The sequence below is a fragment of the Marinomonas rhodophyticola genome, from assembly GCF_026113935.1.
Taxonomy (GTDB): domain Bacteria; phylum Pseudomonadota; class Gammaproteobacteria; order Pseudomonadales; family Marinomonadaceae; genus Marinomonas; species Marinomonas rhodophyticola.
This window is the reverse complement of sequence record NZ_JAPEUL010000004.1, coordinates 974,812-995,919: the sequence shown is the minus strand read 5'-3', so window position 1 is coordinate 995,919 and position 21,108 is coordinate 974,812. Positions and strand designations below refer to the sequence as shown.

18 protein-coding genes and 3 pseudogenes are annotated in these 21,108 nt (G+C 43.1%); 2 read left to right on the top strand and 19 right to left on the bottom strand.

Translation table 11 applies throughout. The features are described 5' to 3' along the window. Nucleotides 1-36 precede the first annotated feature (36 nt). From purF to ONZ52_RS05640, 16 genes and pseudogenes are all read right to left on the bottom strand, one after another. Complete coding sequence (purF, locus tag ONZ52_RS05715) at nucleotides 37-1,545, bottom strand: amidophosphoribosyltransferase (protein ID WP_265217744.1); 1,509 nt, start codon at nucleotides 1,543-1,545, stop codon at nucleotides 37-39. Between the two features lie 208 nt (nucleotides 1,546-1,753). Further along, nucleotides 1,754-2,154: pseudogene (locus ONZ52_RS05710) on the bottom strand (CvpA family protein). 75 nt (nucleotides 2,155-2,229) lie between these two features. Next, nucleotides 2,230-2,844 carry an SPOR domain-containing protein gene (locus ONZ52_RS05705; protein ID WP_265217743.1) on the bottom strand — a complete coding sequence of 205 codons (615 nt, stop codon included), beginning with the start codon at nucleotides 2,842-2,844 and terminating at the stop codon, nucleotides 2,230-2,232. Between the two features lie 3 nt (nucleotides 2,845-2,847). Beyond that, a complete protein-coding gene (gene folC, locus ONZ52_RS05700) occupies nucleotides 2,848-4,104 on the bottom strand; it encodes a bifunctional tetrahydrofolate synthase/dihydrofolate synthase (protein WP_265217742.1) in 1,257 nt (418 codons plus the stop codon). 4 nt (nucleotides 4,105-4,108) lie between these two features. After that, entirely contained in the window at nucleotides 4,109-4,975 is an 867-nt protein-coding gene (gene accD, locus ONZ52_RS05695) for an acetyl-CoA carboxylase, carboxyltransferase subunit beta (protein WP_265217741.1), read from the bottom strand. A 32-nt stretch (nucleotides 4,976-5,007) separates the two neighbouring features. Continuing rightward, the gene (trpA, locus tag ONZ52_RS05690) at nucleotides 5,008-5,814 is read right to left on the bottom strand and encodes a tryptophan synthase subunit alpha (protein WP_265217740.1); all 807 of its coding nucleotides are present in this window, start codon (nucleotides 5,812-5,814) and stop codon (nucleotides 5,008-5,010) included. Continuing rightward, nucleotides 5,811-7,034, bottom strand: a complete 1,224-nt coding sequence (trpB, locus tag ONZ52_RS05685) for a tryptophan synthase subunit beta (RefSeq protein ID WP_265217779.1) — start codon at nucleotides 7,032-7,034, stop codon at nucleotides 5,811-5,813. Before trpB ends, trpA begins: the two co-directional genes overlap by 4 nt. After that, nucleotides 7,015-7,633, bottom strand: a pseudogene (locus ONZ52_RS05680) (phosphoribosylanthranilate isomerase). Before ONZ52_RS05680 ends, trpB begins: the two are co-directional and overlap by 20 nt. Beyond that, nucleotides 7,617-8,441: a tRNA pseudouridine(38-40) synthase TruA gene (gene truA, locus ONZ52_RS05675; protein ID WP_265217739.1), complete on the bottom strand. Its 825-nt coding sequence runs from the start codon at nucleotides 8,439-8,441 to the stop codon at nucleotides 7,617-7,619. The pseudogene ONZ52_RS05680 and the gene truA overlap by 17 nt, the downstream one beginning before the upstream one ends. Then, nucleotides 8,434-10,665 (bottom strand): FimV/HubP family polar landmark protein, encoded by a 2,232-nt coding sequence (locus tag ONZ52_RS05670; protein ID WP_265217738.1) that lies wholly within the window; start codon nucleotides 10,663-10,665, stop codon nucleotides 8,434-8,436. The genes truA and ONZ52_RS05670 overlap by 8 nt, the downstream gene beginning before the upstream one ends. Before the next feature lie 123 nt (nucleotides 10,666-10,788). Next, nucleotides 10,789-11,532, bottom strand: coding sequence for an EAL domain-containing protein (locus ONZ52_RS05665; protein WP_265217737.1), 744 nt, complete (start codon nucleotides 11,530-11,532; stop codon nucleotides 10,789-10,791). A 236-nt stretch (nucleotides 11,533-11,768) separates the two neighbouring features. Continuing rightward, on the bottom strand, nucleotides 11,769-12,215 hold the full coding sequence (locus ONZ52_RS05660) for a hypothetical protein (RefSeq protein WP_265217736.1): 447 nt from the start codon (nucleotides 12,213-12,215) through the stop codon (nucleotides 11,769-11,771). Between the two features lie 106 nt (nucleotides 12,216-12,321). Continuing rightward, nucleotides 12,322-13,977 carry a group II intron reverse transcriptase/maturase gene (gene ltrA / locus ONZ52_RS05655; protein ID WP_265217735.1) on the bottom strand — a complete coding sequence of 552 codons (1,656 nt, stop codon included), beginning with the start codon at nucleotides 13,975-13,977 and terminating at the stop codon, nucleotides 12,322-12,324. Nucleotides 13,978-15,076: 1,099 nt separating this feature from the next. After that, nucleotides 15,077-16,720: a chaperonin GroEL gene (groL, locus tag ONZ52_RS05650; protein ID WP_265217734.1), complete on the bottom strand. Its 1,644-nt coding sequence runs from the start codon at nucleotides 16,718-16,720 to the stop codon at nucleotides 15,077-15,079. Nucleotides 16,721-16,778: 58 nt separating this feature from the next. Beyond that, a complete protein-coding gene (locus ONZ52_RS05645; protein WP_265217733.1) occupies nucleotides 16,779-17,069 on the bottom strand; it encodes a co-chaperone GroES in 291 nt (96 codons plus the stop codon). A 129-nt stretch (nucleotides 17,070-17,198) separates the two neighbouring features. After that, nucleotides 17,199-17,623, bottom strand: a pseudogene (locus ONZ52_RS05640) (FxsA family protein). Between the two features lie 102 nt (nucleotides 17,624-17,725). Between ONZ52_RS05640 and ONZ52_RS05635 the strand changes: the two are divergent. Then, nucleotides 17,726-18,115 (top strand): MGMT family protein, encoded by a 390-nt coding sequence (locus ONZ52_RS05635; protein ID WP_265217732.1) that lies wholly within the window; start codon nucleotides 17,726-17,728, stop codon nucleotides 18,113-18,115. Here ONZ52_RS05635 and ONZ52_RS05630 read toward each other — a convergent pair. Continuing rightward, the gene (locus tag ONZ52_RS05630; RefSeq protein ID WP_111607552.1) at nucleotides 18,077-18,562 is read right to left on the bottom strand and encodes a YajQ family cyclic di-GMP-binding protein; all 486 of its coding nucleotides are present in this window, start codon (nucleotides 18,560-18,562) and stop codon (nucleotides 18,077-18,079) included. The two genes, ONZ52_RS05635 and ONZ52_RS05630, sit on opposite strands and share 39 nt — an antisense overlap. A gap of 83 nt (nucleotides 18,563-18,645) precedes the next feature. Between ONZ52_RS05630 and ONZ52_RS05625 the strand changes: the two genes are divergently transcribed. Then, the gene (locus ONZ52_RS05625; protein ID WP_265217731.1) at nucleotides 18,646-19,581 is read left to right on the top strand and encodes a ketopantoate reductase family protein; all 936 of its coding nucleotides are present in this window, start codon (nucleotides 18,646-18,648) and stop codon (nucleotides 19,579-19,581) included. Between the two features lie 35 nt (nucleotides 19,582-19,616). Here ONZ52_RS05625 and ONZ52_RS05620 read toward each other — a convergent pair whose 3' ends face one another. Together ONZ52_RS05620 and ONZ52_RS05615 are read right to left on the bottom strand one after the other, a co-directional pair. Next, nucleotides 19,617-20,450 carry a CvfB family protein gene (locus tag ONZ52_RS05620; protein WP_265217730.1) on the bottom strand — a complete coding sequence of 278 codons (834 nt, stop codon included), beginning with the start codon at nucleotides 20,448-20,450 and terminating at the stop codon, nucleotides 19,617-19,619. A gap of 78 nt (nucleotides 20,451-20,528) precedes the next feature. Then, nucleotides 20,529-21,089, bottom strand: a complete 561-nt coding sequence (locus ONZ52_RS05615) for a DUF1415 domain-containing protein (RefSeq protein ID WP_265217729.1) — start codon at nucleotides 21,087-21,089, stop codon at nucleotides 20,529-20,531. Nucleotides 21,090-21,108 lie beyond the last annotated feature (19 nt).

The following is a 21,108-nucleotide window of genomic DNA, read 5'->3' as shown; positions in this document are numbered from 1 at the left end:
TGGCTTAGTTCTATCTGTCACAAGATACTGCCCAAATTACATAGGGTGCATCATATCACTCGCTTCTTGATCTTCAACAGACGCTTTATTTAAATCATTGCGGGCGCCTTCAATACTGGCCAAATAGGCCGCATCAATATTACCTGTAATGTATTTACCGTCAAAAACTGATGTGTCAAATTCACGCACATCCGAATGTTTTTCATCAATACACGCATCGATCAAATCTTGCAGATCTTGGAAAATAAGCTTATCAGCGCCAATCAATTCACAAATTTCATCCACGTTACGATTATGCGCAATCAGTTCTTTCGCAGCAGGCATATCAATGCCGTATACATTCGGATAACGAACTTCCGGAGCCGCGGAAGCGATATACACCTTCTTCGCGCCAGCTTCCCTTGCCATTTCAATGATTTCCTTACTCGTCGTACCGCGCACAATGGAATCATCAACAAGCAAAACAGTTTTGTCTTTAAATTCAAAAGGAACCGGATTTAATTTCTGACGGACAGACTTCTTACGGACAGCTTGTCCTGGCATGATAAACGTACGACCAATATAGCGATTTTTAACCAACCCCTCACGAAACGGAATGTTTAGCGCCTGAGCGATTTGTAAAGCAGCGGTACGACTTGTATCGGGAATTGGAATGACGACATCAATATCATGATCTTTCCATTCGCGCTGAATCTTAGCCGCAAGACGATCGCCCATGTTAATACGCGCTTTATAGACAGAAATACTATCAATAACCGTATCCGGACGCGCAAAATACACATACTCAAACAAACAAGGACGAGCGGCTTTTTTAGGTGTACATTGACGAACATGCACGTTGTGTTTCAAATCGAAGAAAATCGCTTCACCCGGCTGAATATCACGCTCAATTTTAAAACCAGCCGCATCAAGTGCAACACTCTCAGAAGCCACCATGTACTCAACGCCGGCTTCCGTTTGACGAGAGCCATAGATCAGTGGACGAATCCCATCAGGATCACGAAAGGCCAAAATGCCATAACCAGTTATCAAAGTCACGACGGCATAGCCACCTTCGATACGCTTATAAACACGCTCTAAAGCATTAAATATATCTTCTGGCGTTGGTATTAACTTACCTTCTTCATGAAGCTCGTGCGCCAACACATTCACTAACACTTCTGAATCAGACGTGGTGTTAATATGGCGCAAATCCGATTCAAACACCTCTTGTTTCAATTTTTCGGTATTGGTTAGATTACCATTGTGCGCAAGAGAAATGCCATAAGGTGAGTTAACATAAAAAGGTTGTGCTTCTGCTGAGCTAGAAGTGCCTGCGGTTGGATACCGGACATGGCCTATACCTATGTTACCGTGTAGTTTTTTCATATGACGAGTGCGGAATACCTCACTCACCGGACCATTGTCTTTACGCAAACAAAGTCGTCCATTATGGCTAGTCACCATACCCGCAGCATCTTGCCCACGATGCTGAAGAAGGGTTAACGCATCAAAAATAGCTTGGTTAACCACAGACGTGCCTACGACACCAACGATACCACACATGTTCTAGATCCTCGTGTTGGGGAATTACGGTAAACACCGTAAAGGTTCTTTATCTAATTCGCTGTAAAACAACAGCTAGTTACCAAGGGCGCGGTCAATGAGAGCCGAATCCATCAGATTCGAACTCTTGCCTACCATATCTCGCGTCCATTCATTCAACTGACTCAATTGAGGAATCAATTGTGATGTTTTCCAAAATTCACTTTGCTCAATAGCTGAGGCTCAAGCTTAATAAGGCAACAAAAGCGATAACAATCAAACTACCGCGAGCAAAACCGAACAACATACCAAGCACCCTATCAGTGCTCGATAAGCCCGTAACTTGAATCAAAGAGCTCAGCAAAAACTCACTAAAGCGCCTACTATCAGGGTGGCAATAAATAAGGTTATAAATGCCACTATGTAGCGAATTTGATCATTTTGCACTTGTTCAACCAGAAGCACTTGCATTTGGTTGGAAAACTTTACTGCGACTACAAAAGCGATAACCCACGTTAACAAGGACAACACTTCTTTTACAAACCCCCTTTTTAAACTCAAAAGGGTCGAAAGAATCACCACAGCAATGATCAGCCAATCAATGGTTGTTATTGAACTTACTTGCTCCATGAGCACCTCTAAAATTCGCTGCGCAGTGTAACAGATGACCTAGGCATTCAAAATACTGAGCACCCAGACCACATGTCAATTCACAGAATATTTTGTAACAAATCCCGTTAAACTAAATTTCTGTTTAATTTCTTCACGCATTTTTTCAGCGGTCTCACGCTTAAACTCAGGACCAACATACACTTTGTATAGTGAATTTGTCGTTAAACTGTAGGCGGCATAATTGCCTTCTTTTAGCTTTTCAACCAAACGAACGGCATTATCTTTGCTCTTAAAAGTCGCAATCTGTAATGTCCAACGATCAGCCACCGCTGACGCAGCAACATTCTCAACTGGCGCTTTTACTTCTGGCTTAACTTGAGGTGTAGTTTTCGGCGTTGTTTGAGGAGCCACTGTTGTGGATGACACGTTATCAGGCACTTCGACGTCGTTCGCAGGTTGTGGTACAGGAATCAATTGAATATCGTCAACGGCGCCCTCTTCTTCTACAAAAGGCTCCACTGGCAAACGCTCCACAGGCTGAACAGAAGCAATTTCTAACGGTTGAAATGCAGGAGGCGTTGTGACCTGGACTTGAACATCAAGCTCAGCAGGACGCTCACCATCTAAAATTAAAGGCAAAATAATGGCGGCAGACAAGACCATAATGCCAGCACCAATCAGCCTATAGGTTATCGTTTTATCTATCATAAATTACTCTTTTGTTTGGCTTAGAGCCAAATAGTCTGAAACCGTGACGAAGGAACCAAACACAATCAGCGCACGCTGTTCTTCTTTGGCTTTTAATACCGCGGCATCAAAAGCCTCTTTAACGGAAGGAAAAGCATACATGTGTGAAGAAAGGCTTGGCGCATACAATGCAATGTTTTTCATCAACTCTTGAGCTTTCGCGCCCCTTGGCCCACCTAAATCACAGCAAAACCAGTCAGAAAAGGAACTCGAAAGATGCGACACCACGCTGGCAATATCTTTGTCTTTCAACATGCCACAAACCGCAATGGGTTTAGTTGCAAAAAAGCTAACACGTTGAGCAAGTTCAATAGCGGCTTCTGGATTATGTGCCACATCAATATAGACATCAGGTGATGAAGCTACCCGCTGAAAACGCCCCGTTAATTGAGCTGTGCTAAATAATGTTACCAAATCAGCCGAAGTGGGAATCACCCCCATATAAACTAACACAGCAATCACCGTAGCCGCATTTTGCAAAGGCAAAGAAGGTATTGGTAAATTTTCATATTGCAGGCCATGACCAGACCATGACCATTTATCAGACAAGCGCTGAAAACTAAAATCGATATTTTTCTGTTTTAGGCATGCCCCAATGTCTGCTGCAGTGGCGGCAATAGCTTCAGGTGGGTTAACAACCCCACTAATTAAAAGCTTATCTTTTCTGGCAATGCCGGTTTTTTCCCGAGCTATAACTTCAAGATTATCGCCTAGCCAGTCCATATGATCCAATGCAATTGAGGTAACAACCGCCACATCGGTATCGACCATATTGACGGAATCTAAACGCCCGCCTAAACCGACTTCCAGTACCCAATAATCTAACCCTGATTGATCAAAAATCCATAAGGCTGCCAAAGTGCTGAACTCGAAATACGTCAAGGGTATATTTTCACGAGCCGCTTCAACCACTTCAAACGCACGGCAAATAAATGCATCGTCACAAGACGTATTATTGAGCGCAATACGCTCGTTAAAAGCAAGAAAATGTGGGGATGTGTAAGTACCGACCGTATGGCCTTGTGAGCAAAGATATTGTGTCAACATGGCACAAGTAGAACCTTTTCCGTTGGTTCCTGCCACCGTGATGACTTTTTGTTTTGGCCGAGACAAATGCAATCTAGATAAAACCAGATTGCCTCTGTCTAAACCTAACTCTATCTCAGAGGGATGTTGGCTCTCAATGTATGAAAGCCAACTCGCTAATGACGTATGCGTCATTTAATTACGCAACCTTATTGGCAGTAAGCAAAGATAAAATATTATGCAGTCGAGAACGCATTTCATCACGCTTAATGATCATATCTAGCGCGCCCTTATCCAGTAAGAACTCACTTCGCTGAAAACCTTCTGGCAATTTCTCACGAACCGTTTGCTCTATAACGCGCGGACCTGCGAAACCAATCAAAGCATTAGGTTCAGCAACATTCAAATCGCCAAGCATCGCAAGGGACGCCGATACACCACCAAACACAGGATCCGTCATAACTGAAATATAAGGAATGCCTTCTTGTTTCATGCGCTCTAAAGCCGCGCTTGTTTTCGCCATTTGCATCAGGGAAATCAGTGCTTCTTGCATACGCGCACCACCACTGGCAGAAAAACAAACTAGAGGAATACGTTTCTCCAAGCAAACGTTCACGGCTTGTACAAAACGTTCACCAACAATGGCCCCCATAGAGCCACCTAAGAAACTAAACTCGAACGCCACAACAACAATAGGCATGCCGTTCAAAGCGCCTTGCATTGCAACCAAGGCATCTTTTTCACCAGTGGCTTTTTGTGCATCTGCCAAACGATCTTTGTAGCGTTTAGAATCTTTAAACTTTAATTTATCTTCAGGCTCAAGATGTGCACCAATCTCATGACGACCTTCTTTGTCCAAAAAGATGTCCAAGCGACGGCGAGCACTAATACGAAGATGGTGATTACATTTAGGACAAACATCTAAGTTCTTTTCTAATTCTGGGCGATATAAAACATTTTCGCATTTAGGGCACTTCTTCCAAAGACCCTCAGGCACAGAACCGGCACTACGCTTTGATTCGCTGCGCACAATGGAAGGGACAAATTTATCTAACCAGCTACTCATTTATTTCTCCAAATTTCTCGTTTGCTGTCGCTTTAAGCATCCATTTCTTTGCGCATAGGCGCCAAAATAGCCTCTAAGGCATCAGCTATATATTCTTTTTGATGATCTTTATTTGCAGCGATAGCATTCACTAATACACTACCCACAATAACACCATCAGCACATTTACTTACTGCCGTCGCTGTTTTTGCATCGCGTATACCAAAACCAACACCAATAGGTAAGGTGGTGATTTCACGCAGCGAATCGACATGTTTTTTAACACTATCAACATCCAGCTCTGCGGAACCAGTCACACCTTTTACAGAAACGTAATACACATAACCCGACGCTAAATCACAAATTTTCTTTGCGCGCTCAGGTGTTGTTGTAGGTGCCAGCAAATAAATAAGATCTATCTCATTTTCTCGGAAGCATTCTACTACATCTGTCGCCTCTTCAGGAGTCAGATCTACTAATAAAACACCATCAACGCCTGCTTCTTTTGCCGAATCAGAAAAAGCTTGATAACCAAAAAATTCGATGGGATTTAAATAGCCCATCAAAACAATCGGTGTCTCTTTATTGCCTTGCCTAAATTCAGTGATGATTTGCAGCACTTTTTTAACACTAGTACCCGCCGCTAAACTACGCTCACAAGCCAGCTGTATAACAGGACCGTCAGCCATTGGATCAGAGAAAGGCATTCCAATCTCGATCACGTCCGCTCCGGCATTTACCAAAGCATTCATTAAATCAACAGTATAGTCTGGACTAGGGTCGCCAGCGGTAATATACGGAATGAGCGCCTTTTTACCAGATTTTTCTAAATTATCAAAACATTGTTTAATGCGACTCATACTTCAATCCCATCCAATTCTGCCACCGTGAGAATGTCTTTATCACCTCGACCAGACAAATTAATCACCACGATTTTATCTTTATCCATGGTTGAAGCCAACTTCATACCATAAGCGACCGCGTGGCTCGATTCCAATGCCGGCATAATGCCCTCTAAACGGGTAAGATCACGGAACCCATCCATTGCCTCGTCATCATTAATGGCTACATAATTAGCGCGGCCTATGTCTTTTAACCATGCATGCTCAGGCCCAACACCTGGGTAATCCAGCCCAGCAGAAATAGAGTGGGTACCAATAATCTGGCCATCATCATCAGCCATTACATAGGTACGATTACCATGAAGAACACCGGGACGGCCTGCACTTAAAGGCGCGGCATGACGACCTGTTTCAATGCCGTCACCACCCGCCTCAACACCATACATGGCAACGCTTTCGTCTTTAATAAAAGGATGGAACATACCAATTGCATTTGAGCCACCACCAACGCAAGCGACCAAGGCATCTGGTAAACGCCCCTCTTGAGCTAAACATTGCGCCTTGGTTTCACGGCCAATAATAGACTGGAAGTCTCGAACCAATTTAGGATAGGGATGAGGACCTGCCGCCGTTCCAATTATATAAAAGGTATCATCTACATGACTGACCCAATGGCGCATGGCTTCGTTTAGCGCATCTTTTAGTGTTTTTGTGCCTGATTCAACAGAAACTACCTCAGCACCCAACAACTTCATGCGGTATACATTGAGTGACTGGCGACGAATGTCTTCAGCCCCCATAAAGACCTTGCACTTTAATCCCAAACGAGCGGCAACAGTTGCTGATGCAACCCCATGCTGACCCGCCCCTGTTTCAGCAATAATATTTGGCTTACCCATGTGCTTGGCGAGCAAAGCCTGACCGATCGTATTATTGATTTTATGGGCGCCAGTATGATTCAAGTCTTCGCGTTTTAAATAAATTTTGGCCCCGCCCGCTTTTTTCGTTAAACGCTCGGCAAAATAAAGCGGTGATGGACGCCCAACATAATGCGCCAAGTCATAATCGAATGCGGCCTGAAAGTCACTATCTTTAGACAAACGCTCATACATTCGCGCCAAGTCATCCAAAGCAGACATGAGCGTTTCAGAGACAAAAGTACCACCATAAGGACCAAAACGACCATGAGAGTCCGGTAAATCTAAATTGATGTCTTTGCTATCCACATTTTGCTCCATTAATAAATTCTTGAACTTTAGGCTCACTTTTAATGCCTTTAGCCAACTCAACACCACCACTTACATCGACAGCGTAAGGACTGACTTGATGTATTGCCTGTTTTACATTACTTGGAGTTAAACCACCTGCCAAAATAATAGGCTTAGATAAACGTGCAGGAATAATAGACCAATCAAACCGTTCCCCAGTACCTCCAGGGACACCCTCTTTGTATGCGTCTAACAACATAGCACTTGCGCTTGGATAACTGTCCACTAATGCGGCCACATCATCACCTTGCTTTACTCTTAACGCCTTTATGTAGGGGCGCTGATATAACAGGCATTCAGGTTCAGACTCATTACCATGAAACTGAATAAGCCAGCGGCTACTGCCTTTTAGAACAGAATCAATTAATGCCGAATCGGCATCAACAAACAAAGCAACAGGAGTCACAAATGGAGGCAACTGCGATACGATGTCATTCGCCAATTCTGGTGAGACATACCTTGAGACTCTTTTCATAAAAAACAAAACCCAATGCATCTGCACCGTATAGACATGCCATCAAAGCATCTTCTGCATTCGTTATTCCGCAAATTTTAACTCGGCAACTCATAGGATGGCTCGTCTACATAAGGTAAAAAATGAGGACCTAAAGGTCTTTTAGGTATATTAAAGATTTCGGGGTATTGGGCATCAACAAAGTACAGCCCAAACGGCGATGCAGTAATTCCACCTTTGGTTCGATCTTTCGCATCCAGCGTCTCTTTCGCCCAAGAGATTGGCTTTTCACCAGATCCAATCGACATCAACACACCAGCAAAATTACGAATCATATGATGTAAAAAAGCATTCGCTCTCACATCCAAAACAATATATTGTCCTAATTGATGCACTTCAAAATTCAATACGGTTCGAAAAGGTGTTTTTGCTTGACAACCAATAGCACGGAAAGATGAAAAATCATGGGTACCCAAAAAGGCTTTGGCGGCGTTTTGCATCGCCGCCACATCTAACACCTTATGAGTCCAAGTGACGCCTTTCGACAATGTTGCCAGGCAAAAATCAGACGAGTAAATAACATATCGATAACGGCGGCTCAAAGCACTAAAGCGAGCATGAAAATCATCCGACACATAACGCGCAGCAACTACAGCAATAGTATCAGGAAGATAAGTATTCACCCCTATTGTCCAAGACCGCTCACTTCGTTCAACATCCGTTTCAAAATGAACAACCTGAGCACTAGCATGAACACCAGCGTCCGTTCGACCAGCACAAACCACCTTAACAGGGTGGTTTGCTATCACGGACAAGGCTTTTTCTATATTTTCTTGAACGCTGGGAACACCAAATTTTTGTGCCTGCCAGCCCTTGTAATCAGAGCCATCATATTCAACAACCAGTACAACTTTTTTAGTCACTTGGGAACATACGCTCCATCATATTTTGCGCCTCGGCAATTTGTTTTTCATTTCCTGACTCAATAACATCATCCAAAATAACGCGAGCACCCTCTTCATCACCCATGTCCATATAAGCTCTTGCTAAATCAAGCTTTGTAGCGACTTCATCACCACTGGCATCAAAGAAGTCAAACTCTTCTTCATCATCATTTATCTCTTCATCTTCAGCGGCTTCTGCTTCGCCAAATGCTGGAAACTCAGAATCATCTTCTTGCTGCGCTTCTGCCAATGTCTCCTCGATAGAGTTGGCTAAAGAATCGTTCGGGGTACCATTAAAAATCGCAGCTTCATCCACATCTTCTTGATCAACATCATTCAGCAAACTAGAAACGAAAGACTCTTCCTCACTTTCTGCCTCATCATTTTGATCTGTTTTAGTTTCCAATTCATTCACGTCTGGCGTTACAGTCGGAATATCCTCTTCAGTAAACGCTTCTAACTCATCATCTAAATCATCTTCCAAGTCTAAGATGGGATCCGGCAAATCATCATTCTCATCAAATGACGCAAACATGTCGTCAATGTCATCGCTTGAAGTATCTTCTAAATCACTTTCTAACTCATCACTGTCATCCATTTCATCAAACGTTGGATCAGCAATATCATTAGAATCAATTTCATCGCCAGCAAACGCACTAAAATCTTCCGTCTTATCATCTTGATCAGGCGTGTCAAAGTCAAAAGCAAATGGGTCTTCTTCTTGCCACTCCTGCTTTTCTTCAACCTTATCTTTCTCATCCGCTAAATAGTCTGCAGCGGCAACCGCAGCAACAGGGGCAACTACGGCTGCGCTGGAAAGATCAAATTCATTCTTTTTTGACGAATCTTGCTCCTCCTGCTTTCTTCCCGCTTTTCGCATCACCAAACCAATCAAGAAACCAAGCAAGAGCAATACAACCGCACCGATAGAAACCACTATAGGATTACTGAACATTTTATTAACAAAGGAATCGGCTTCTGCTAGCTCTTTTTCTCTACGAATTTGATCCGCTTCGAGCAATTGATCAACCGTATTTTTTTGCTCTTGAAGCGTTTGCTGCGCGCTGGCAAACTGCTGTTGCAAATCTGCCAATTGCTGATCTTTTAAACTAATTAATTTTTCCAGTGTTTCTAACTGCGTGTTTAAATCGCCTAACTTATTCGACAACTCACCTTTCTCACGTTGCTCTTTATCGAGCATCTCCTGCGATGCTGACAAGGCTCCTTGCAACGCACTAAGTTTTGCGCTTTGATCGGAACCTGCATTAGAACCCGCATTACGCTCTGGCAGTGCACTTTGCCCTGACGCCAAAGTGAGTTTATCGCCATTTTTAGATGGCGCATTCGCAGCCGCTTTCGCTTTTGCTTGGGTGTTTAATTGCGCTTGATCGACAGCAGATCGATTTTTATTACCTTTCAATGCCATCCAAGCATCATGTTGACGCTGAAACTCTTCTTTTGAGACGGCTTGATTAAACAGCGCCACCTGCTCTTGGGTCGGCAAACGCAAAACAACTCCTTCTTTCAATAAATTAATATTATTAGAATAGAAAGCGTCTTTGTTAAGAGCCTGAATGGCCATCATAGTTTGATAAATGGTTAATTGATTTGCTGGAATATTTTCTCCAGCAATTGACCAAAGCGTATTCCCTTTCGCCACACTAACTTTCCCTTTCGAAGGCATGTTGGCTGCCGCTATCGTTTCTTGGCGAAAAACGGTTCCAGACGAATTAGCTTTAGCTATCTTGGAATTCGTTGGCGTTTTGGAAACAGGAACAGACTGAACCACCTCATTCTGCGACTTATTAACCAATGCCGATTGATTTAATGGTGTTTGATATTCTCGAACCACTTGCCCGCTAGGCCAACGAGCAGCCAATATAAAATGCAGCTCATCTACCTGTAATGGCTGATCAGATGATACCGCCACAACAAGATTGTTATTCTCACGAACCACATCAAACTTTAGTTGAGAAAGCACTCTCGTCGGAGCAAACCCCGCTTGCCGAAATTCACTTTCGCTGCCTAAACGAATCAATATATCGTTGTCTGTTAAGGACCCAACATCTGATAATGCAATCTTACCACGGTAAGGTTCATTAACATTTGATTGAGAGGTCAACTCGCCCAGTTCCAATGCGTAACTGCTAGACACAAAAAACGCGCCTGATATAGCAATACTAATGAGGGTTTTTCTGAGCATAAGCTTCCCTTTATTTGCAAATAATGGAGATAAATATCTTAACAAGTATCTTACACGGGTGGCGATTTATCAATAGCTTTAGAATCAATGGTTTGCCATAAAGACATGAGAAATCAAAAAAAATCAAAAGCAATGCCTTTTCAGTCTAATGACATAAAAAAGTGGCTTATAATAAAACCCTTGCACAAAATCTACGCCAATAGATCGAGCAAACAGCAGGTCTTCTTCAAACTCAACACCTTCCAATATCACTTGTTTACCTGTTGCATGGGCAAAATCAATTATTTTGGACACAAACATCATAAAGTTAATATCGCCTCGATTTTCAAGCACACACTTATCCAGTTTAACCCATTCAACCAATTGCAAAACCGCAACCGACAACATAGATTTAGGATTGCACAAGTCGTCAAGAGCGGTGCGAATCCCCAAACCATTAAACACCTCAATCATCGACAAGCTCATTAAAGCGTCGCTCATTTCAGAGTTTTCGATCAATTCAACAACAACCTTATCTCGCCCAGCCGACAAAATAAGATCAACAAAAGGATTCCCTGCTGCGGTTTGTCCGCACGCATAAAACGCATCCTGATCCAAATTAACAAAGATTTTTTCTGAACAAACAAGCCTTTCTAGCTGGATTTTTTTCTGAGCAAGCTCCACTTGAAATAACAGCAGCGGGTTATCATGTAATGCTGCGTAAACATAATCAGGTCGTATATAAGTACCATCCATCGCCTTAAACCGAGAAAGCGCTTCATAGGCAAATAAATCCCCAGTTTTCAACTCTATAATTGGCTGATACTCCACGCCAAAACGCTTAGACTCAACCAACTCCAACAACACCTGTGGCGACAACCCATCCATTCAGCAAATCCTAAGAGATTAGATTAAATAAAAACAATACACATTATCAAGAAGAAGTAATTATAAAAAAAACCCCGCCAAATAGCGAGGTTTTTCTTTTTTATCAATAGGTTAGAGAGAGATGTCGGGTAAGAGAAGCTCATTACTGAGCCTCCCTCCCCTAAGAACTGTACGTGCGAGTTTCCCCGCATACAGCTCAAGCCTTTATAAGCCTACAGTTAGGCCGGTAGCTACTCTTAATTTAGTGGCCATTCCGAGCGTTCCAATATAGTTAGATTAAAATCCACTATATCATCACCAACGAAGATAGATGGCGCGTTATTAGGCGTGATTAGAAAGTTAATCACCGTCCCTCCTTTCGTATGAATTTCAGCTTGGGTCGGCGAGTTAACATTAAAGCTAACCAACTTACCAGCCTCCATATACACTTGATCGGATTCTCCATACTTTATTTTCTTTGTACCGAGGTGCTCTTGCAAAACACTTCGCCCTGAAAGAGTAATAGCTGGATTCAAATACACATCATCATCCCCTCCACAGCAAGCATCAATCCCTTTAACCAATCCTTGCCCTAAAAGCTCTTTAAAGTATTTAAACTTTACACCAAGCTCTCTCGTCCCTTCAAATGTTGCATCACCTGCTAATTTGTTAAGAATTTCAACATGCTGTGGTAATAGTGTCATCTCTTATGCCTCATTACTGTTTGTGTAGTATTCATTATATAACCAACACCAATGAGCATCAAGATCATGAATACTTGTCGCCAAACACATTCATTAATAAAATATATTAATCTTTTAAATGAATAGCCCTGTGACAATTGGGATGTAACAACACCAAGTTGTCCAGTTTGTCACTTCCGCCCTTATGACGCTCTACCACATGATGAGTGTTCCATCCTGTTTCGGGCGTTATCAGTTGGTTGCAACTCGGACAACGGCGCTGTTGTCGTTTCCACAATGTAAAGGCTTTGCGCATCCCCATCTCCGATTGACGAAGTACATATTCCAAGCGTTGCTCAAAATACAACTCATCTTTCGGGTCATAGGGATTGGCTTCAGCCACTATTTTGCGGTGGCGTACTATTTTTGTATCCGCTGCATACAATAAGTGCATTTCCCCTTTATCAGGAGATTGACCAAAGAACACCCAATTCCGCTTATCAAAGGTCTTGAAGTATTTCTTAACCACCCATCTCTTTTGGCGATTGGAGTGACGGCGTTTACACCATTGCCATAGCATTTTCCAGATACGGTAGTCTAAATATTTGAACGTTTCTTTTGCTGCTCCACCTCTATGATAGTTAGCCCAACCTCGAATAATCGGGTTAAGTTTCGCTATCAATAACCAAGCGGGGGCCGTTTTAAAACGAACAAATATCTCCTTTATCTTAGCCAGTACTGCTTTCAGGTTTTTACGCGATGGTTTGTTTAAAAACTTGCCACTGTATTTCCTGATATTCTGACCAAGGAAGTCAAATCCCACATCGATATGGGTCACGAGTGTTTTCTGTTTAGAAAGCGTTAACCCACGTTCCGCCATAAAGGCCTCAACCACAGGCTTCACTCTTTCTTCCAGTAACTCTTTGGATATTCCTGTAATGATGAAATCATCTGCGTAACGCACATAATTCACCTTAGTTTTATACGATGCTTTTGTGTTCTTCTTCCCAAAATGGGATTCCAAAACACTTTCAAGACCGTCTAACGCCCAGTTAGCCAGTAACGGAGAAATGATTCCGCCCTGTGGCGTGCCAGCCTCGGTTTTATGAATTTGACCAGACTCTACATAGCCAGCCTTTAGCCACTTCTTGACGATCCGCCTGTCCAGAGGGACGTTTTGGATCAACCAGTCATGGCTTATATTGTCAAAACAAGCTTTTATGTCCCCCTCAAGCACCCATTGTGCGGACGACTTGCGACTTAGATTGACAAACAATTGCTCAATCGCATCCGCTGCCGAACGTAATGGACGAAACCCATACGAGTTTCGGTCTGCCCACGTTTCTGTCACAGGCTCCAGTGCTAGCAGATATAACGCCTGCATAGCCCGATCCAGCATAGTAGGTATACCTAATGGACGGCGTTCGCCGTTCGATTTTGGTATATACACCCTACGCAGCGCTTTCGGTTTGTAGCCTTTTTGACGCAAACGAGATACAGCTGACCATTTGCTTTTAGGGGAATCCCAAGTCTCACCGTCGATCCCCGCTGTCTTACGACCTCGGTTTTCAGTGACACGTTTAATGGCGATTGCTTTGGCGGAAAAGGAATGCACCAACATACGTTGAAGCTGCTTCACTTTTCGCCATTGCTTTTCTTTAGCTGCCTTCGCGATCCGAACCTGTAGCTCTCTCACTTTGAGATGGCTGGTTTCCCAGTCGATCTCATGCCATGAGCTAGCAAAGTGGGATGACGCAGGCGCTTCATTTGATGAATTGCTCATCTTGCAGTCCTCCTAGATTAAAGAGCACCCACAAGATGGAGACGGATTTATCCCCACGAGGGGAAATAAATCTTTCCCCTCGTGGGTGTTCAATGGGTTATAGAGCCCGAAGACTCTACTTTCTATTTAATAGAAAGCTTTACAGGTTTTCACACGATTAAAGACCAGATGGAAGTCTGCGCCCTTTCGGGCTGAGGCAAAGTTCGAACCTCTATCCAACCCATTACAGATTGGCATTCGCTTTTTCCATCCTCCTTTACCCGCAACACCAACAGATCACCTTACGGATCACCTGCCCAGTGGGCGACGTTACGGGCTTACCGAGTTCCGATACTTTCACATTATTGGCTTAGGTTCTGTCTGTCCACCGGTGGTCTAATGTCAGCGTCTACCCAGATGTAAAGGGTAAAACCGACCACATACCATTTTGGTCTGAGCCTTATAGTAAAGCTTAGCTCAATGCGGATGACGGTGTTTATCAACAGTTCACTTACGTTAACCATACCAATAAGCCTAGCACCTCATTCACGCCTTACTCGTGAAATCTATACCCACCCTCACGGATGAAATATACCCGTGATGGGGGTTACATTATCAGGAAGCTTCGCACCCCACCGTTACCAGTGACGCACTATCCTTAGGCTACTAATAGCTGAATATTAGGTCTCGCTACCTGAGGAACAGGTGAGACAATGAAAGTACCAGCTTACGCACATCGGTAGCTGATTTAGTATTGAAAACACACGATGATGTCTACCTCAATAAATCCCGTTTTAATAGCGGACTTACCTCAGTACAACGTTGAAATGGATGAACACCGATAGAATCGGAACTCACCTCTGTGAAAATGACCCAGCTATACAACTGAAATCGTTTTTTATAAGTTCGGGTTCACTTTGCGAACTTTATTTCAATAGGCGAAAAACGCCCGTGCTTATTACTCTCAATTAGAGAGTCCGATGCTCGGGGTTTAACGCCCGAACATCGGGATTTTCTATAATACTAGTTATTGCTGGAAGGTGAATGAATACCAACCTAAGTTAGTATCCACTGACGTTATAGCCCAGCGAGGCTAGCTACCTCCGCGACTCTCGTCGCACTACATCATCCCGCCCATACCACCCATTCCGCCCATGCCACCCATATCAGGCATGCCAGCGTCGTCTTTCGGCAAATCAGCAATCATAGCTTCGGTTGTGATCATTAGACCAGCAACAGAGGCCGCTGCTTGAAGCGCTGAACGTGTTACTTTTGCTGGATCTAGGATACCCATTTCCAACATATCACCGTACTCGCCAGTGGCTGCGTTGTAACCGTAGTTACCTTCACCTTGTTTCACTTTATCCACAACCACAGAAGCTTCATCGCCTGCGTTTGTTACGATTTGACGCATTGGCGCTTCCATCGCACGTAGTGCCAAAGCAATACCAACGTTTTGGTCTTCGTTGTCACCAACAAGGCCAATCACTTTCGTCAACGCGCGAACCAATGCAACACCACCACCCGCAACAACACCTTCCTCTACGGCGGCGCGTGTCGCGTGAAGCGCATCATCTACACGTGCTTTCTTCTCTTTCATAGCAACTTCAGTGGCAGCACCAATTTTGATAACTGCAACACCGCCAGCCAATTTAGCAACACGCTCTTGAAGCTTCTCTTTATCATAGTCAGAAGAAGAGTTCGCGATTTCCGCGCGAATCTGATCAACACGGCTGGTGATATTTGCAGCATTACCCGCACCGTCAACAATCGTTGTACTTTCTTTGGTCAAAGTAACACGTTTAGCCGTACCTAGCTGCTCTAAAGTCGCGGTATCAAGACTCAAACCGACTTCTTCAGAAATCACTGTCGCACCAGAAAGAACCGCAATATCTTCAAGCATGGCTTTACGACGATCACCAAAACCAGGCGCTTTAGCCGCTGCAACCTTAACGATTCCACGCATACTATTCACAACCAAGGTTGCCAACGCTTCACCTTCAACGTCTTCTGCAATAATTAGCAAAGGACGAGATGCTTTGGCAACGCCTTCTAATACTGGAAGCAATTCACGGATATTAGTGATTTTCTTATCAACCAATAGAATGAATGGGTTTTCAAGCTCCGCACTCATGGTCTCTTGGTTATTGATAAAGTAAGGAGATAGGTAGCCGCGATCAAATTGCATACCTTCAACAACGGCAAGCTCGTCATCAAAACCTGAGCCTTCTTCAACCGTAATAACGCCTTCTTTACCAACGCGCTCCATGGCTTCTGCAATGATTTTACCCACAGAAGAATCAGAGTTAGCAGAAATCGTACCTACTTGCTCAATAGCACGAGTATCAGTACATGGCGTAGACAAGCTTGCAAGCTCTTTAACAACCGCAGCGGCTGCCTTATCAATACCGCGTTTAAGATCCATTGGGTTACGACCCGCCGCTACAGATTTCAAACCTTCTGTAACCAATGCTTGCGCCAATACTGTCGCAGTCGTTGTACCGTCACCCGCCACATCGTTTGCTTGAGACGCTACTTCTTTAACCATTTGCGCACCCATATTTTCAAACTTGTTTTCAAGTTCGATTTCTTTCGCAACGGTCACACCATCTTTGGTTACTAGAGGAGCACCAAATGATTTTTCAATTACAACATTACGACCTTTTGGTCCCAAAGTTACTTTTACCGCATCGGCTAGGATGTTCACGCCTTTCAACATTTGTTGACGAGCGCCATCACCAAATTTCACTTCTTTAGCTGCCATTTTTATTACCCTTAAACTGTTTTAAGTGTTACAAATCGAATATGAACTACAAGACGAATTAGGCTTCAATAATGCCGTAAATTTCATCTTCTTTCATGATAAGTAGCTCTTCACCATTGATTTTCACTGTTTGACCAGAGTACTGACCAAACAACACAGTGTCACCAACGCTAACAGCTAATGCGCGAACATCACCGTTAGATTGAATACGACCAGTGCCAACAGCCAAAACCTCGCCTTGAGTAGGTTTTTCAGTAGCGGATCCAGGCAATACGATACCAGACGCTGTTGTTGTCTCTTCTTCTTTACGGCGAACAACGACACGATCGTGCAAAGGACGAATATTCATTTATCATTTTCTCCAATTAAAACAATACCAGGACTCCCCTGGCTGGATAATTCCACCGAATATTAGTGGAAACCTTTAACATGCTCCTATCTAAGGCTCAGCAAACGAATTTCAACCCCAGCAATAAAATTATTTTTTATCAATTAAGTCATTGTCATCTTTAGGTTCTTTTGAGTACTCCCCGTCAATCGTTTCTCCACGGGGTTGAGCACTATAAGATCCATTGGGCGCCCATTTAGACCCTTTTTTCACCATAGATGCAACGAAATTCACCAAAAGACCAGCCGCAAACAGCTTACGCAACGGTGGTATTAACAACAAGCCGCCGATAATATCTGTTACAAAACCTGGCATTAGCAAGCATAAGCCCGCAAAAATTAACATAACCCCTCTGCCACTTCAGAGGCAGGAAGTTCACCACGACGCATTTTCTCTTGGGCTTTCAGTGACGTTTCTAAACCTTGCTTACGAATTAACGTCACACCTACAATAGCGGTTAAAAAAACCAAACCTACCGTTGCTAGCGCGCCAATTTGACTACCAACTTTTATCATTACTAATAGCTCAATGACGGGAATGAGTATGAAAAGCAAAAGTGCAAATCTCATATTTACCTTCTTTGTTATAAAGTGTAGCTATTTATTTAAGGGCTAAATGTGACAAATCAAGCAATGACACACTTTAAATCCCAAGTGTTTCTCATTTTAAATGAGCTACCATCCGGTGAATGCATTGGCTATGGAGAGCTGGCAAAGCAGGCCGGCTTCCCAGGCTATGCTCGACAAGTTGGGCATCTCATGAAAAACCTTCCCAAAGACAGCAAATTACCTTGGCATAGAGTGGTTAACTCACAACGCAAGATCAGCTTTGCTGAAAATACAGACGCTTACTGGCAGCAGAGACATAAGTTGGAAAGTGAGGGCTGGATCATTGTGGGGAATAAATTAACCCTCAATGAGTTTCAAAAGAAGAGCGTTGACAATAAAAATGCAACGCTCTGTATTAGATTAATCTCTAAAATTCGTAAATTGAACAGGCTGCGCTAAGTCAGCATTGCGCAACAATGCCATGACTTCCTGAAGATCGTCACGCTTTTTACCCGTAACACGGAGCTGATCCCCTTGTATCTGCGCTTGCACCTTCGCCTTACTGTCTTTGATCATTTTAACAATTCTTTTCGCCTCATCAGACTCGAGACCTTCTTTCATTTTGATCGCCTGAGACGCGCGCATATTCCCCTTTACAACGTCTTCTTTTTCTAAACTCTTTAAATCAATTCCACGCCCAACCAGTTTTTGATTTAGAATATCGGACATCTGGCGAAGTTGAGGCTCTGCTTCAGCTTCCATCACAACACTGGTCTTGTCTTTAATTTCGTAGTGCGCTTTCACGCCTTTAAAGTCATAACGAGTGGTAATTTCTCTGTTAGCCTGATCGACTGCGTTGCTGACCTCGTGCCAGTTCAGCTCAGATACTACGTCAAATGATGGCATTTTCTGCTCCTTTGCATTTTCAATAATGTATTTTGGGGCGATAATAACAGGGATTGAAATAAAACACCTAATGGAAACCTATTATGAAGAACACGCCTTGGTTAGTTATCGGCGCTGGTGCTATCGGTCTTTTTTGGGCTTGCAAGCTAGAAAAACTCGGTAATAAAGTCCATCTAGTATATCGATCTGAAAGTCCTGGTAAAAAAATTACCTTGGAATCGCTCACCGATGAAGACGGTCAACAGCAAGTCAGTGTCTCAAAGCATAAAATCAAAAGCCTCACAGCTCATGAGCTTACAGATCAATACGACAAAGTCCTCATATGCACAAAATCTTTTGACCTAAAGAACGCGTTCTCTCAAGTCTCCGCAAACATTACACCCGACGCAGACATAGCCTGCTTATGCAATGGCATAGGCGCTCAAGAAGAGTTGCAACACATTTTACTAGACACTCAGACGCTCTGGGCAGGTATAACCAGTGAAGGCGTCTTAAAAATAGAAGCTGATCACATCAAACATACCGGCTTAGGTGACACGTATTTTGGTGAATGGCACCCCTCAACCCCTGCAAAGACCTTCCCAATTGAAGACCTGACAGTGACAAACATTCGCCAAAGGATGATAGAAAAACTAGCAGTAAACGCAGTGATTAACCCAATTACCGCAATATTTAATATACACAACGGTGACCTTTTAAATGACGAATTCAAGCCATTAATGAGCGCCACCCTATCCGAACTGGCCAGCGTCTTCGCCCATCCTAAATTCAGCTACGCTCAAGAAAGCCAACATTTAACCTCAGACAATTTGAAAAATAGAGTCCATACAATTGCCCAACTGACTCGTCTAAATCGCTCATCAATGCATGAAGATGTCAGACTACAACGACAAACTGAAAACAACTTTATCTCTGGTTTTCTTCTTGATAACAGCCCAATTGATCTTCCTGTGCAACGCTTGCTGTATGAGGGCGTTGCCTTTGCAGAACAGCGTGAAGAAGTGAAAAAAAGCTGCTGAGCATTGCTTAGCAGCTTTTCATTATAAAACGTACGTTAAATCTTAGTGATTTTCTCTTTGGTTAAAAGAATTTTTTTCTCTTTATAAAGAGCACCAAGCGCTTTTTTATACGTCGCTTTACTGACTTTAAAAACCGCATAAATGGCTTCTGGAGAGGCCTTATCTGTCAAAGGCGACTCTCCACCTTGCGCGTCCAAATAATCCAAAACATCATCCAAAATATTGCGCACTTTCTTGTAGCCAACTTCCTGTAAACTTAAATCTATTTTACCATCTTCACGCAATTGCTTAATAAAACCAGTGGTTTTTTCGCCTTTTCGCAGCTGTCTAAACGCATCTTCAAAAAACAACACTCCCCAGAAGCGATTATCAATAACGCACTTAAAACCGATGTTTGTTTTATCACCAATGATAATAGACACTTTATCGCCCACTCGATAAGGCGCCGCTTCACGATTGAGTAAAGCATCCACTTTTGTTGTTGCCACGATACGATTGGTAATATTGTCAAGATAGATGAAAAGTAAATGAGTCTCACCTTCTTCAACACGATTTTTTTGCTGACTAAAAGGCACAAGCAAATCTTTTGGTAGCCCCCAATCAAAAAATGCGCCGACTTGGTTTACCGCTATCGCGGTCAACGCAGCAAATTCCCCTACCTGTGCTTTAGGAAAATCCGTTGTCGCAATTAACTTGTCATCGGAATCTAGATAGACGAACACGTCCACGTCGTCATCAATCGTCGCACCTTTTGGCACATAACGTTTAGGCAGTAAAATTTCACCTAATTGATCGGCGTCTAAATACACCCCAAAATCTTTCTCTTTCACTATTCTTAATGTATTTAAACGCCCAATTTGTGTGGCCATGAGTTCTCCGGCAAGCAATTTTTTCGCACTATACGCACTTCATTCACAAGCGCAATACAGATCATTTTAAATCTCGAATCAGTCGTTATCTACTTTCATACAGGCAGCAAATATATCGTCTAACTTAGACTTCCCAATCTCTTCCATTTTTTCAATATTGTGATTTGGTATTTCAGAAGTATCGCCAAAAAATTCAATCGCTTTATCAACGCTAGCCTCCCTCAACAAGTGCAACATAGGGTAAGGCGAACGGTTGGTATAGTTAGAAACATCATCCGGTTCAGTACCAGAAAAACAATAATCAGGATGAAAAGTCGCTAACTGATAAACCCCCTCACAACCTTGATCAAACATGAGGTTCTCTGCCGTTTCCACAAAATCTAGATAACGATGAAAGTCTTTAAATAGGGTTGGAAAAATCAACAGAGTCGTCTCTGTCTCTGGGTGCTCATCCAACCATTGCACCTCAGCCATCAACTCCTCCAAAGCTACATCCATTTTCTTTGAACGCAGCACAATGCAACGAACACTTTGCTTTTCCACTTCGCGTTTTGCAAAAGGGCAAACGTTTAACGCCACAATAAAGTCTTTTACCCACTTCATTGTTTGAGCAGTGACCAACTCATCAGATAACAACATAACCATTCTTCTTATCAAT

Bases quoted from the DNA above. Each gene is read 5' to 3' on its own strand.
- ONZ52_RS05645 (WP_265217733.1), bottom strand. From the start codon at position 17,069: ATGAATATTCGTCCTTTGCACGATCGTGTCGTTGTTCGCCGTAAAGAA.
- trpA (WP_265217740.1), bottom strand. From the start codon at position 5,814: ATGAGTCGCATTAAACAATGTTTTGATAATTTAGAAAAATCTGGTAAA.
- ONZ52_RS05620 (WP_265217730.1), bottom strand. From the start codon at position 20,450: ATGGCCACACAAATTGGGCGTTTAAATACATTAAGAATAGTGAAAGAG.
- ONZ52_RS05670 (WP_265217738.1), bottom strand. From the start codon at position 10,665: ATGCTCAGAAAAACCCTCATTAGTATTGCTATATCAGGCGCGTTTTTT.
- ONZ52_RS05625 (WP_265217731.1), top strand. From the start codon at position 18,646: ATGAAGAACACGCCTTGGTTAGTTATCGGCGCTGGTGCTATCGGTCTT.
- ONZ52_RS05705 (WP_265217743.1), bottom strand. From the start codon at position 2,844: ATGATAGATAAAACGATAACCTATAGGCTGATTGGTGCTGGCATTATG.
- ONZ52_RS05630 (WP_111607552.1), bottom strand. From the start codon at position 18,562: ATGCCATCATTTGACGTAGTATCTGAGCTGAACTGGCACGAGGTCAGC.
- purF (WP_265217744.1), bottom strand. From the start codon at position 1,545: ATGTGTGGTATCGTTGGTGTCGTAGGCACGTCTGTGGTTAACCAAGCT.
- groL (WP_265217734.1), bottom strand. From the start codon at position 16,720: ATGGCAGCTAAAGAAGTGAAATTTGGTGATGGCGCTCGTCAACAAATG.
- folC (WP_265217742.1), bottom strand. From the start codon at position 4,104: ATGACGCATACGTCATTAGCGAGTTGGCTTTCATACATTGAGAGCCAA.
- ONZ52_RS05660 (WP_265217736.1), bottom strand. From the start codon at position 12,215: ATGACACTATTACCACAGCATGTTGAAATTCTTAACAAATTAGCAGGT.
- ltrA (WP_265217735.1), bottom strand. From the start codon at position 13,977: ATGAGCAATTCATCAAATGAAGCGCCTGCGTCATCCCACTTTGCTAGC.
- trpB (WP_265217779.1), bottom strand. From the start codon at position 7,034: ATGGAGCAAAATGTGGATAGCAAAGACATCAATTTAGATTTACCGGAC.
- ONZ52_RS05665 (WP_265217737.1), bottom strand. From the start codon at position 11,532: ATGGATGGGTTGTCGCCACAGGTGTTGTTGGAGTTGGTTGAGTCTAAG.
- ONZ52_RS05615 (WP_265217729.1), bottom strand. From the start codon at position 21,089: ATGTTGTTATCTGATGAGTTGGTCACTGCTCAAACAATGAAGTGGGTA.
- accD (WP_265217741.1), bottom strand. From the start codon at position 4,975: ATGAGTAGCTGGTTAGATAAATTTGTCCCTTCCATTGTGCGCAGCGAA.